General features: G+C 73.1%; 13 protein-coding genes. 8 read left to right on the forward strand and 5 right to left on the reverse strand.

Features of this window, described 5'->3' with window-relative positions; translation table 11 throughout:
* The first annotated feature begins 35 nt into the window (after positions 1-35).
* Positions 36-938 carry a glucosyl-3-phosphoglycerate synthase gene (locus tag DV20_RS08945; protein WP_084093387.1) on the forward strand — a complete coding sequence of 301 codons (903 nt, stop codon included), beginning with the start codon at positions 36-38 and terminating at the stop codon, positions 936-938.
* Here DV20_RS08945 and cydC read toward each other — a convergent pair.
* The 4 genes from cydC to DV20_RS08965 are packed head-to-tail and all read right to left on the reverse strand — an operon-like array spanning position 874 to position 6176.
* The gene (gene cydC / locus DV20_RS08950) at positions 874-2466 is read right to left on the reverse strand and encodes a thiol reductant ABC exporter subunit CydC (protein ID WP_043778296.1); all 1593 of its coding nucleotides are present in this window, start codon (positions 2464-2466) and stop codon (positions 874-876) included. The genes DV20_RS08945 and cydC overlap by 65 nt on opposite strands.
* The gene (gene cydD, locus DV20_RS08955) at positions 2463-4016 is read right to left on the reverse strand and encodes a thiol reductant ABC exporter subunit CydD (RefSeq protein ID WP_051735860.1); all 1554 of its coding nucleotides are present in this window, start codon (positions 4014-4016) and stop codon (positions 2463-2465) included. The genes cydC and cydD overlap by 4 nt, the downstream gene beginning before the upstream one ends.
* A 9-nt stretch (positions 4017-4025) precedes the next feature.
* Positions 4026-5012, reverse strand: a complete 987-nt coding sequence (locus DV20_RS08960) for a cytochrome d ubiquinol oxidase subunit II (protein WP_043778297.1) — start codon at positions 5010-5012, stop codon at positions 4026-4028.
* Between the two features lie 3 nt (positions 5013-5015).
* Positions 5016-6176, reverse strand: coding sequence for a cytochrome ubiquinol oxidase subunit I (locus tag DV20_RS08965; protein WP_043778299.1), 1161 nt, complete (start codon positions 6174-6176; stop codon positions 5016-5018).
* Between the two features lie 60 nt (positions 6177-6236).
* On the opposite strand from DV20_RS08965, the gene DV20_RS08970 reads away from it, so the two are divergent.
* The 5 genes from DV20_RS08970 to DV20_RS08990 are packed head-to-tail and all read left to right on the forward strand — an operon-like array spanning position 6237 to position 8550.
* Entirely contained in the window at positions 6237-6554 is a 318-nt protein-coding gene (locus DV20_RS08970; protein WP_043778301.1) for a helix-turn-helix transcriptional regulator, read from the forward strand.
* A complete protein-coding gene (locus tag DV20_RS08975; RefSeq protein WP_043778303.1) occupies positions 6551-7219 on the forward strand; it encodes a permease prefix domain 1-containing protein in 669 nt (222 codons plus the stop codon). Before DV20_RS08970 ends, DV20_RS08975 begins: the two co-directional genes overlap by 4 nt.
* On the forward strand, positions 7216-7539 hold the full coding sequence (locus tag DV20_RS08980; protein ID WP_043778304.1) for a DivIVA domain-containing protein: 324 nt from the start codon (positions 7216-7218) through the stop codon (positions 7537-7539). The genes DV20_RS08975 and DV20_RS08980 overlap by 4 nt, the downstream gene beginning before the upstream one ends.
* On the forward strand, positions 7536-7994 hold the full coding sequence (locus DV20_RS08985; protein WP_043778306.1) for an SRPBCC family protein: 459 nt from the start codon (positions 7536-7538) through the stop codon (positions 7992-7994). Before DV20_RS08980 ends, DV20_RS08985 begins: the two co-directional genes overlap by 4 nt.
* Positions 7987-8550 carry a DNA-3-methyladenine glycosylase I gene (locus tag DV20_RS08990; RefSeq protein WP_043778307.1) on the forward strand — a complete coding sequence of 188 codons (564 nt, stop codon included), beginning with the start codon at positions 7987-7989 and terminating at the stop codon, positions 8548-8550. The genes DV20_RS08985 and DV20_RS08990 overlap by 8 nt, the downstream gene beginning before the upstream one ends.
* A 19-nt stretch (positions 8551-8569) precedes the next feature.
* Here DV20_RS08990 and DV20_RS08995 read toward each other — a convergent pair whose 3' ends face one another.
* On the reverse strand, positions 8570-9364 hold the full coding sequence (locus DV20_RS08995; protein ID WP_043778309.1) for an enoyl-CoA hydratase-related protein: 795 nt from the start codon (positions 9362-9364) through the stop codon (positions 8570-8572).
* A gap of 198 nt (positions 9365-9562) precedes the next feature.
* Between DV20_RS08995 and DV20_RS09000 the strand changes: the two genes are divergently transcribed.
* Both DV20_RS09000 and DV20_RS09005 read left to right on the forward strand, forming a co-directional pair.
* Entirely contained in the window at positions 9563-9730 is a 168-nt protein-coding gene (locus DV20_RS09000) for a DUF3117 domain-containing protein (protein ID WP_013222969.1), read from the forward strand.
* A gap of 90 nt (positions 9731-9820) precedes the next feature.
* Positions 9821-11272 carry a leucyl aminopeptidase family protein gene (locus DV20_RS09005; protein ID WP_043778314.1) on the forward strand — a complete coding sequence of 484 codons (1452 nt, stop codon included), beginning with the start codon at positions 9821-9823 and terminating at the stop codon, positions 11270-11272.
* Positions 11273-11325: the final 53 nt, after the last annotated feature.

An 11325-nucleotide genomic window follows, 5' to 3' on the forward strand; every position in this document is an offset into this window, starting at 1 on the left:
GTGGCGGTGCCATCAGCATGGCACGATCGTTACCCGTGAGTTGGTTCGAGCGGCGTACGTGGCAGGAGCCCGGTTGGACGCCCGCGGACATCGTGGCCGCGAAGGGTGACCGGACGGTTTCGGTGGTGCTACCGGCCCTCGACGAAGAGCGGACCGTGGGTGACGTCGTCGCGTCGGTCCGCCCGCTGGTCGGCTCGGTCGTCGACGAGCTCGTCGTCATGGACTCGGGTTCCACGGACGCGACCGCCGAAACCGCCGAGGCCGCGGGGGCGCGGGTGGTCCGCCGCGAGGACGTCCTGCCCGACCTGCCGCCCGTCCCCGGCAAGGGCGAGGTGCTGTGGCGGTCGCTGGCCGCGACCAGCGGCGACTTCGTCGTCTTCCTCGACTCCGACCTGGTCGACCCGGACCCGGCGTTCGTGCCGTCGCTGCTCGGGCCGCTGCTCTCGGAAAGCGGCGTCCACCTGGTCAAGGGCTTCTACCGCCGTCCGCTGCGGCTGGAGAGCGCCGGCGGCGGTCGCGTCACCGAGCTGCTGGCGCGGCCGGTGCTCTCGGCGCTGCGTCCCGCGCTGGGCGGGCTGGTCCAGCCCCTCGGCGGCGAGTACGCGGGCACGCGCGAGTTCCTCGAGTCGGTGCCGTTCGCGGCCGGCTACGGCGTCGAGATCGGGCTGCTGCTCGACGCCGAGGCGCGGTACGGCCTGGACGGGCTCGCGCAGGTCAACCTGGGGGTCCGCAAGCACCGGAACCGGTCGCTGGGCCAGCTGGGCGTGATGTCCCGGCAGATCCTCGGCACGGCGCTGGGCCGCTGCGGCGTCCCGGCCGCCGACGCGCCGTTCACGCAGTTCGTGCAGGTGGACGAGGAGTGGCTGCCGGACGTCACGAACGTCCGCGTCGCCGATCGGCCGCCGATGCGGGAAGTGCTCGCCCGTCCTCGAGGGTGAGGACCTCGTCGAAGCCCTCGAGGTGCTCGGGACGGTGGGTGACGAGGACCACGCTGCCGTTCGCCTGCGCGAGGACCCTCGTCAGGACGGCGTCGCCGTGCGCCGGGTCGAGGCCTTCGACGGGCTCGTCGAGGACGAGGACCTTGGGGGCGGCCAGGACGGCCCTGGCGAGGACCAGCCGCTGACGCTGACCGCCGGAAAGGGCCTCGCCGTCCGGGCCGGTTCCGCGATCGAGGTCCAGGTCGAACCCGGCGGTTTCGCAGGCGGCTTCCAGTTCTTCGTCGGTCGCGTCCGGCTTGGCGAGCAGGAGGTTCTCGCGCACGGTCGTGTGGAAGACGTGCGCGTCGGCTTCGGCGCCCGAGATGACCTGCGACAGGTCGGCGTACTCGCCGAGCGGGTGGCCGTCGAGGACGACCCGGCCTTCCGTCGGGGACTGGCTGCCGAGCAGGAGCCGGAGCAGGGTCGTCTTCCCGGCGCCGCTGGGGCCGAGGATCCCGACGCGCTTGCCGGGCGGCAGGTCCAGGTCGACGCCCCGCAGCGCCGGGCCCCGGCCGGGGTGGCGGACGCCGGCCCCGTCGAGCCGGAAATGGCCGGTTGCCGCGACACGGGTGCCTTCCGGCGGGGCCGGCTCGGTGAGCACGGCCCGCACCCGGGCGGCGGACGCGCGGATTTCGGGCACGCGCCGAGCGGCGCCGATCAGCGGGAGAACGACTTCGAAGGCGGCCAGTGCGGCCAGGGTCAGGGCCGCGGTCCAGGGCACGGAGGCTTCGGCGAGCAGAGCGACCGCGACGGTCGCGCCGAGCTGGACGAGCACTCCGCCGGCGGCGGCCGGCGCGGTTTTCGCCGAGGTCGCGCGCTCGCCGGTGGCCAGGTCGCCGGCGACCCGGGTCGCCTCGGCCCGGTGCTCGTCCAGCGCCCCGGCGGCCACGAGCTCCCGGTGCCCGGTGACGAGTTCGACGGCCCGCTCGGCGAGTTCGGCCCGGTTCGGGGCACTGTCCCGGGCGGCCGCACCGGTGACGCGCACGACCAGCCACGGCAGGAGCACCCCGGCCACGAGCAGCCCGGCCCCGAGCGCGACGGCGGCCTGCGCCGAAGCGAGGGCGGTGACGACGACCGCGGTGGTGCCCACGATCGTCGCGACCCCGGCGGGCAGGAGCCACCGCAGTACCGCGTCCTGCAGAGCGTCCACATCGGACACCAGCCGGGTGACGAGGTCGCCGCCCGAGTACCGGTTCCCGGGGATGAGGGCCTGGTAGACGCGGGTCCGCAGCGAGCCGAGCCACCGGAGGACGACGTCGTGCCCGGCGAGCCGTTCGGCGTACCGCAGGCCGCCCCGGAGCAGGGCGAGGGTCCGGACGGTGACGATGGCGACGGTGAGCGAGGCGAGCGGAGGTCGTTCGGCGGCGCGCAGCAGCAGCCAGGCGGCCGTGGCCATGAGCGCGAGGGCGGCGATCTCGGCGGCGGCACCGAGGAGGGCGGCGCGGAAGAGCCGGAGGAGGTCCTTGGCGGACAGGGCCCAGAGGTTCACGCCGCCACCTCCGCGCGGACCCGGCCGCCACGCAGCTCGACCACCCGGTCCGCCAGCGAGACCAGCGCCGGGCGGTGGGCGACCAGCACCGCCGTCCGGCCCGGCAGCAACCGCCGGGTCGCCGACAGCACCGCGGCTTCCGTGCGGGAGTCCAGGCGGGCCGTGGGTTCGTCCAGCAGGACCAGCCCCGCCGACGTCCGGGCCAGCGCGCGCGCCAGGCCCACCCGCTGCCGCTGCCCGGCCGACAACACCTCGCCCAGTTCGCCCACCGGCGTCTCGTACCCCGACGGCAGCCCGGCCGCCACGGAGTCCAGCGCCGCCGCCCGGCCCGCCGCCGGGACGTCGGCCGGTGACCCCAGTGCGATGTTCGCGGCCAGCGACCCCCGGAACAGCGTCGGCCGCTGGGGGACCCACGCCACCTCGGCCAGCCACTCCGGCGACGACAGCGAACGCAGGTCCACCCCGTCCACCAGCACCCGTCCCGAGGACGGCGGCACGAACCCCAGCAGCACCGCCAGGAGCGTGCTCTTTCCCGACCCGCTCGGCCCGGCCAGGGCGATCCGCGCACCGGACGGCACGGTCAAGTCCACATCGGACAGAGCCGGTACTCCGTCGTAGGAGACGCAAACCCGGTCCAGTTCGAGAGAAGGCGCGCCCCGGCGCCGGGTGAAGACACCCGGGCGGGAAGAACGCACCGGCACCGCAAGGGCCTCCCGCAACGCCGTCAACCCCTCCGCCGCCGCGTGGAACTTCGCGCCCGCCGCCCGCAGCGGCAGGTACGCCTCCGGGGTCAGCACCAGGACCAGCAGCGCCGTCCGCGCGTCCAGCCCACCCGCGAGCAGCCGGAACCCGATCGGCACCGCCACCAGCGCGACGGACAGCGTCGCCACCAGTTCCAGCACCAGCGCCGACAGGAACGCGACCCGCAGCGTCTTCATGGTCGCGTCGGCGTGGGCGGACGCCATCGACCGGACCGTCGCCGCCTGGGCCGACGCCCGGCCGAACACCTTCAGCGTCCCGAGCCCGCGGACCACGTCCAGGAAGTGGCCGCCCAGTTTCGTCAGCAGCTCCCACTGGGCGGACGCCTTCGCGTGCTTGCCGATCAGGATCGCGAACACCGGGATCAGCGGCAGGGTGACGACCACGACGAGCGCCGAGGCCAGGTCGGTCGTGCCCAACCGCACGACCACCGCGACCGGGACGACGACCGACACGACCAGCGACGGCAGGTACCCGGTCAGGTAGCTGTCCGTGGCGTCGACGCCGCGGGTGATCTGCGTGGCGACGACCCCCGCCCGGTCCGAAGCGGACCCGAGCAGCCGCCGGCGCAGCCCTTCCCGGACCGACGCCGCGAATCGTCCACTGAGGACACCGTGGCCCCAGGTGAGCGCCACCCGCGCCGCGATCGCCACGACCAGGGACAGTGAGATCCCGCCGCCGGTGAGCAGGGTGGCGAGCCCTTCGGCTTGGAGCAGCACGGAGAACGCCGTGAGCACCCCGAGCAGCCCCAGAACGACCAGGTACCGCCGGAGTCCGGGCAGAGCAGGCACGACGTCCTCCTAGAAGTGCAGCAGCGAGCGCTGGTCGACGGGACGGCGGTGCGCGCGCCAGGTCAGCCACTGCACCACCAGCAGCACCAGCACCGCGGGCGGCGTGAACCAGGCCAGCACCGCGAACGTCTCCGGGGCCGTCGCCGCCTGGTCGAGCGTCAACGCGTACCCCGGAGAAGCCAGCACCGTCGGGAACCGCAGGGTCCCGGCGAGCAGCGCCGGGCAGGCCGCGAGCACCATCGACCCGACGAGCGCGACCCGGTACCGCTTCGCGAAGAATCCGAGCCGGGTGACGGCGAACGCCAGGAACGCCAGGACGACCGCGCCGAGGCCGAGCGCGGAGACGCCGTCGAGCGCGAAGAACCCCCACCCCGACGCGATCACCAGGAAAGCGAACACCGGCGCCGAGAACGCGCGGGCCAGCCGCACCGCGCGGCCGGTCAGCTCGGCCGGCGCCCGCACGGCCAGGAACGCCGCTCCCTGCAGGCAGAACAGCGCGACGAACCCGAGCCCCCACAGCACCGCGTACGGCGAGAACAACGCGAGGACGTCCCCGGACGGTGAGCCGGCGGGGGTCAGGGGCAGCCCGAGCACCAGGTTGCCGAGGAACAGGCCCCACGACAGCGCCGTCACCAGCGCGCCGCCGACGATGCCCGCTGTCCAGGCACCGCGGCGGGCGTCCGGGCGGCGGCTGCGCAGCTGCATCGACGCCGTGAACGTCACCAGGCCGAGCAACAGCGTCACCACCAGGACGTACGCCCCGGCGAACACCTTGCCCTCCAGGTGCGGGAACGCGCCGAACAGCAGGCCGACGGCGGCCACCAGCCAGACCTCGTTGGCCAGGAAGAACGGCCCGAGGGCGCCGAGGGTCTGCCGCCGCCGTCGCTCGCCGGCTTCGAAGCCGGGCAGGAGCATGCCCACGCCGTAGTCGTAGCCCGCCAGCGCGAAGTACCCGCAGGTCAGCAGGCCCAGCACGCACCACCAGAAGGTCGCCATCGGTCAGACTCCGCTCAGGACGGGCCGTTCGGCGGGCTCGCCGACCGGATCCGGGCCGCGCTTGGCGACGCGCGCCATGAGCACCCAGTCGGCCACCGCGAGCGCGGCGAACAGCAGTGTGAAAGCGATGAAGGAGAAGAGGATCTGGCCGGCCGGGACGTCCGCGACCGCGTCGGCGGTGCGCAGCTTCCCCCAGACCAGCCACGGCTGGCGGCCGAGCTCGCGCACCAGCCAGCCCATGATCGCCGCGGCGAACGGCAGCGGGATGGCCGCGACCATCAGGTAGTGCAGGAACCGCGCCCGGGTGAGCCAGTTGCGGACCAGCAGCACCGCGCCCAGCAGCGCACACAGCAGCATCGCGAACCCGAGCATGATCATCACGCCGAGCGGCAGGCCGACGCCGGCGTCTTCCAGCTTGTCCGGCTGGTACTTCGCGAGCTCGGCGAACTGCGCGAACCCCTGGTTCACCACGAGCACCGAGCCGAGCAGCGCCGCCACCACGCCGAGGCGCATCGAGCGGCGGAAGAACTCGACCTCGGTGGTGCGCTTGAGGAAGTGCCAGGCGCTGACACCGACGACGAAGAAGCCGCCGGTGACGATCGCCGCGCCCACGACGTGCGGCAGCGACGCGGTCAGCGCCGGGTTGGCGAACAGCGCGCCGAAGTCGTCGAGGCGCAGCGTGCCGCCTTCGAGGTGGCTGCCGACCGGGTTCTGCAGGAACGAGTTGGCCAGCATGATGAACAGCGCCGACGCGTACGCGGTCAGCGTGACCAGCCAGATCAGCGCCAGGTGCAGCCCCTTCGGCAGCCGGCCGAAGCCGAAGATCCACAGGCCGAGGAAGGTCGACTCGAGGAAGAACGCGACCAGCGTCTCGATGGCCAGCGGCGCGCCGAAGACGTCGCCGGCGAAGGCGGAGAGGCCGGTCCAGGTCAGCCCGAACTGGAACTCCATCACGATGCCGGTGACGATCCCGAGCGCGTAGTTGATCACGTACAGGCGTCCCCAGAAGCGGGTCATCCGCAGGAGCTCCGGCTTGCCGCCGAGCGTCCAGCGCGTCTGCATCACGGCCACCAAGGTGACCAGCCCCAGCGTGAGCAGCACGAACAGGAAGTGGAACGAGGTCGTCGTCGCGAACTGGAGTCTCGCGACCGGGAGTGCGTTCATGTAGACAGGCTACACATAGCCTGCCTACATGTAGCGAGCCGATGTGTAGACTGGGTACTCATGAAGGCGGACACCCTGCGCGGCCACCTCGACGCGCTGCTGCTGGCCGTGCTCGACGGCCGGAAGCTCCACGGCTACGCGATCATCGAGGCGCTCCAGCTGCGCAGCGACGGCGCGCTCGACCTGCCGACCGGCACCGTGTACCCGGCGCTGCGCCGGCTCGAGCGGGCCGGCTGGCTGGCCAGCGAATGGGACGTCGTGTCCGGTCGCAAGCGCCGGACGTACCGGCTGACCCGCTCCGGCGAGCAGGCGCTGGCGGCCGAGCGCACCGAGTGGCGGGAGTTCACCGCGGTCATCGGGGGAGTGCTGGACGCATGATCGACGCGTACCTGGGGGAGCTGGACCGCAGGCTGCACGGCTGCGGCCGCTTCAAGGCCGACCTCCTCGAAGAGGCCCGCGACGGCCTCCACGACGCCGCCGACGCCTACCGCGCCGGCGGGTGGGACGACGAAGAGGCCGAGCGCCGCGCCGTCGCCGACTTCGGCCCGGCGGCGGTCGTCGCCCGCGGCTACCAGGCCGAGCTGGGCATGCTCAGCGGGGTCCGGACGCTGTGGAAGCTGGTGCTGGGCGTCCCGGCGATGCAGACCGCGTGGGACTACGCGCGGATCCTCACCTTCGGCGAATGGACGAAGCTGCCGACGCCGACGCCGGAGTGGTACAAGGTCGTCGCGCACGCTTCCCACGGCGCCGTGTTCGTCGTGCCGGTGATCGGCGTGGTCGCCCTGCTCGGTATCCGCTGGCTGAGCCGCCGCATGGACGGCACGGGGCTCGCCCGGTTCTGCGGGATCCTCATCGCGCTCGCGGTCGGCGTCAACCTCGCCTCCGTCGGCCTGCTCGTCGCGGCGACCGGTGTCGTCGACGTCTCGAGGCTGTTCCTCAGCGTCCCGTGCGCGCTGCTGATGGTCGCCTGGGTGGCGCTTTCGGTCCGGCTCGTCGTGCTCGCGAGACGTTCCTGGGGTGGGTATGCCACGATCGTCGCGTGACGACCGCGCTGATCTACCTCGTAGTCATGCTGCTGGTGGCGGCCGTGGTGTTCCTGCTCGCCGCGGTGGTGTTCGGCCGGGGTGAGGAGCTCGCCCCGCTGCCCCCGGGCAGCTCGCCCACGCGGCTGCCCGCCGAGGACATCACCGGCGCGGACCTGGCCGAGGTCCGCTTCCAGCTGGTGCTGCGCGGCTACAAGATGTCCGAGGTGGACTGGGTGATGCGGCGGCTCGGCGTCGAGCTCGACGAGCTGCGCGCCCGGGTCGCCGAGCTGGAGCAGCGCGAGCGCGAGCGGGAGAGCTCGCCCGAGGCGTCCCCGTGACGGACCTGATCCTCTCGGTCGACGTCGGCGCCCCGGCGGGGACCACCTGGCTCGCGCTGACGGACTGGGCGCGCCAGGGCGAGTGGATGCTCGGCACCGAGGTCGAAGTCGTCGAGGGCAACGGCCGCAGCGTCGGGTCGCGGCTGTCGGCGTTCACCGGCGTGGCCCGTGTCGGCTTCACCGACACCATGGAGATCACCAGCTGGGAGCCGCCGGTGCGGTGCGGTGTCCGGCACCTGGGCAGTTTCGTGCAGGGCACCGGGGTGTTCCAGGTCGTCCCCAAGGGCGCGACGCGCTCGACGTTCGTCTGGGCCGAGCACCTGCGGCTGCCGTTCGGGCCGCTGGGCCGGCTCGGCTGGCCGGTCGTGCGACCGGCGTTCGCGCTGGGGGTGCGCCAGTCCTTGCGGCGGTTCGCGCGGTTCGCGGAGAGCTATTCGGTGGGTGGGCATGAGTGAGCTGGTCGGCGCCGACGGCGTCGCGCGGTGCAGCTGGGGCAATTCGACCCCGGACTACGTGGCGTACCACGACGAGGAGTGGGGCGTGCCGCTCCACGGGCAGGACGAGCTGTACGAGCGGCTGTGCCTCGAGTCGTTCCAGTCGGGGCTGTCGTGGATCACGATCCTGCGCAAGCGTGAAGCCTTCCGGAAGGCGTTCAAGCAGTTCAAACCGGCGAAGGTGGCGAAGTTCGGCGACGCCGACGTCGAACGGCTGATGCAGGACGCGTCGATCGTGCGGAACCGGGCGAAGATCCTGGCCGCGATCAAGAACGCGCAGGCCATCGCTTCGCTTGAGGTTCCCCTGGACGACCTGCTGTGGTCGTTCGCGCCTTCGTCGCACAAGCGTCCGGCGACGATGGCCGACGTCCCGGCGATCACCGAGGAGTCCAAGGCGATGGCCAAGGAGCTGAAGAAGCGCGGCTTCGCTTTCCTCGGCCCGACCACCTGCTACGCGCTGATGCAGGCCACCGGCATGGTCGACGACCACGTCGAAGGCTGCTTCCGGGCGGTCTGAGCCCGGAAGCAGCCCCGCGTCACTTGCCCTGGAAGGCCGGCTTGCGCTTGCCGACGAAGGCCTCGACGGCTTCGGCGTGGTCGGCGGTCCCGCCGAGGGCGGTCTGGGCGGCGTCCTCGGCTTCGAGCGCCTCGTCGAACGTCGACTGCGCGGCCAGGTTGAGCACGCTCTTGATCTTCGCGTAGGCGACGGTCGGGCCGGCCGCGAGCTTCGCGGCCACCTGCTGGGCGCGGGCGGCGAGCTCGGCGTCCGGCACGACCTCGCCGACCAGGCCGAGCCGCAGCGCCTCGGCGGCGTCGACGGTCCGGGCCAGCAGCATGAGCTCGGCGGCGCGGCCGTGGCCGACCAGCCGCTGCAGCGTCCAGGACGCGCCCGAGTCCGGGCCCAGCCCGACGTTGGCGAAGGCCATCAGGAACGACGACGACTCGGCGGCGATCCGCAGGTCGCTGGCGTAGGCGAAGGCGGCCCCGGCACCGGCGGCGGTGCCGTTGACGGCCGCGATGACCGGCTTCGGCATGGCCACGATCGTCTTGACGATCGGGTTGTAGTGCTCCTTCACCGTCTGTAGCGGGGCGGGGTCACCCGCTTGCAGCAGCCCCACGTGCTCCTTCAGGTCCTGCCCGGCGCAGAACGCCTTGCCCGAACCGGTCAGCACCACCGCGCGGACTCCCTCGTCGCCGGACGCCTCGCGCAGCGCCGCGAGCAGTGCTTCCTTCAGCTCGACGGTCAGCGAGTTGTACGCCTGCGGCCGGTTCAGGGTGAGGGTGCGCACCCCGTCGGCGTCGGCGGTCAACAGGACGTCGGATGTGGTCACGTCTTCTCCTTGCGCGGAAAACTTCGGTCGGCCGAGAGTCTTTCACCTCGCGCGGGCCGCATACCAGCACCGATACGGCGGCAAAAGATCGGTCCGCTGATGCGCCCGGCCGCTGATGAGGGACAATGGACACCAGACCCGGCTGGCTTTCACGCGAGCGCGACCCGGGCGCGCCGGTTGAGACGGAGGGAGCACGCTATGGCGGCCATGAAGCCCCGGACCGGAGATGGTCCCCTCGAAGTGACTAAGGAGGGGCGGGGCCTCGTGATGCGCGTACCGCTCGAGGGCGGTGGGCGACTCGTCGTCGAACTCTCCGCGGAAGAGGCGAAGGACCTCGGCGCCGCACTGGCGGAGGTCACCGGCTGACCCGGCTCCCCCGATCCGTCCTTCCGTCGCACCCCGGTCTCCCTTCGGAGGCCGGGGTCGCGGTTCCTCTGCGCCCGAAGGTTGCTCACTGTGCGTAATCCGCTACCGCCCGTTCCGGCTACCCTGCTCGACATCGAGGTCGCGGGCGAGCTCCGCCGCGGCGTCCCGGCGGCCCGGCTGGTGGCCGCGCCCGACAACGATGACGTCGAGCCCTTGGAGATCGAGGGCGTCCGGATCACCGGCAAGGCGGGCGACGTCCAGACGGTGCCCGGCACCGGCCCCCGGTGGATCGCGGGCATCGGCGGCGGCGAGCCGAAGGACTACCGCAAGACCGGCGCGGCGCTGGTCCGCGCGGTGAACGCGGCGTTGGCCGACGACGTCGAGCACGGCGGCAAGGCCTTCCGCGCGGTGCAGCTGGAGCTGCCCGAGGAGGCCGCCGGCGAGCACGTCACCGAGCTCGCGCTGGGCCTGCTGCTGGGCGGCTACCGGTACCGGGTGACCGGCGAGGACCCCGCGCCGTCCGTGCGGACGGTGCGCCTGGTGGCGGCCGACCCCGCGCTGCCGGCGCTGGTCGACCGGGCTTCGGCGCTGGCCGCGGCGACGGCGCTGACGCGCGACCTCGCGAACACGCCGTCCAACGTGAAGACCCCGGCCTGGCTCGCGGACACGGCCGCGCGCGTGGCCGGCCCGCGCGTCGAGGTGACGGTCCGGGACGAGAAGTGGCTCGCGGCGGAGGGCTTCGGCGGCGTCCTGGCGGTCGGCGGCGGGTCCGCGCGACCGCCGCGGCTGATCGAGATGACCTACCAGCCGCCGGGGGCCGCCCGGCACCTGCTGCTGGTGGGCAAGGGCATCACGTTCGACACGGGCGGCTTGTCGATCAAGCCGGCCGACGGCATGCACCTGATGCGCACGGACATGGCGGGCGGCGCGGCGGTGATCGCGGCGATCCGCGGCGTCGCGGCCCTCGGGCTCGGCGTCCGCGTGACGGCGCTGGTGCCGTGCGCGGAGAACCACGTCTCGGGCTCGTCGTACCGCCCGGGCGACATCGTCCGGCACTACGGCGGCAAGACGACCGAGGTGAGCAACACGGACGCGGAGGGCCGCATGGTCCTCGCCGACGCGCTGGTCTACGGGATCCGCCGGTTCTCGCCGGACTACGTGGTCGACGCGGCCACCCTGACGGGTGCGATGAAGGTCTCGCTCGGCCTGCGCACGGGCGGGCTGTTCGCCTCGGACGACACGCTGGCGGCGCTGGTGTCGGAAGCGGGTGCGCGCGTCGGCGAGGCGTGGTGGCGGATGCCGCTGGTGGAGGACTACGCGGAGAACGTCCGCGGCGAGTTCGGCGACGTCCGGCAGACGCCCGGTGGCCCGGGCGGCATCACGGCGGCGTTGTTCCTGCGGGAGTTCACCTCGGGCCTGCCGTGGGCGCACCTGGACATCGCCGGGCCGGCCCGGTCGGAGAAGAACTACGGGGAAGTGGTGCCGGGGGCGACCGGCTTCGCGGCCCGGACGCTGGTGGAGCTGGCGGCTTCGCTGGCCTGACGGCTCGCGAGGACGTGCTCGCGGAAGCCGGTGACCGCCGGGGTCATCGGCTC

This window comes from Amycolatopsis rifamycinica (assembly GCF_000695625.1).
In the GTDB taxonomy this organism is placed as follows: domain Bacteria; phylum Actinomycetota; class Actinomycetes; order Mycobacteriales; family Pseudonocardiaceae; genus Amycolatopsis; species Amycolatopsis rifamycinica.

Bases quoted from the DNA above. Each gene is read 5' to 3' on its own strand.
- DV20_RS08990 (WP_043778307.1), top strand. From the start codon at position 7,987: ATGAGTGAGCTGGTCGGCGCCGACGGCGTCGCGCGGTGCAGCTGGGGC.
- DV20_RS08970 (WP_043778301.1), top strand. From the start codon at position 6,237: ATGAAGGCGGACACCCTGCGCGGCCACCTCGACGCGCTGCTGCTGGCC.
- DV20_RS09000 (WP_013222969.1), top strand. From the start codon at position 9,563: ATGGCGGCCATGAAGCCCCGGACCGGAGATGGTCCCCTCGAAGTGACT.
- DV20_RS08960 (WP_043778297.1), bottom strand. From the start codon at position 5,012: ATGGCGACCTTCTGGTGGTGCGTGCTGGGCCTGCTGACCTGCGGGTAC.
- DV20_RS08975 (WP_043778303.1), top strand. From the start codon at position 6,551: ATGATCGACGCGTACCTGGGGGAGCTGGACCGCAGGCTGCACGGCTGC.
- DV20_RS08965 (WP_043778299.1), bottom strand. From the start codon at position 6,176: ATGAACGCACTCCCGGTCGCGAGACTCCAGTTCGCGACGACGACCTCG.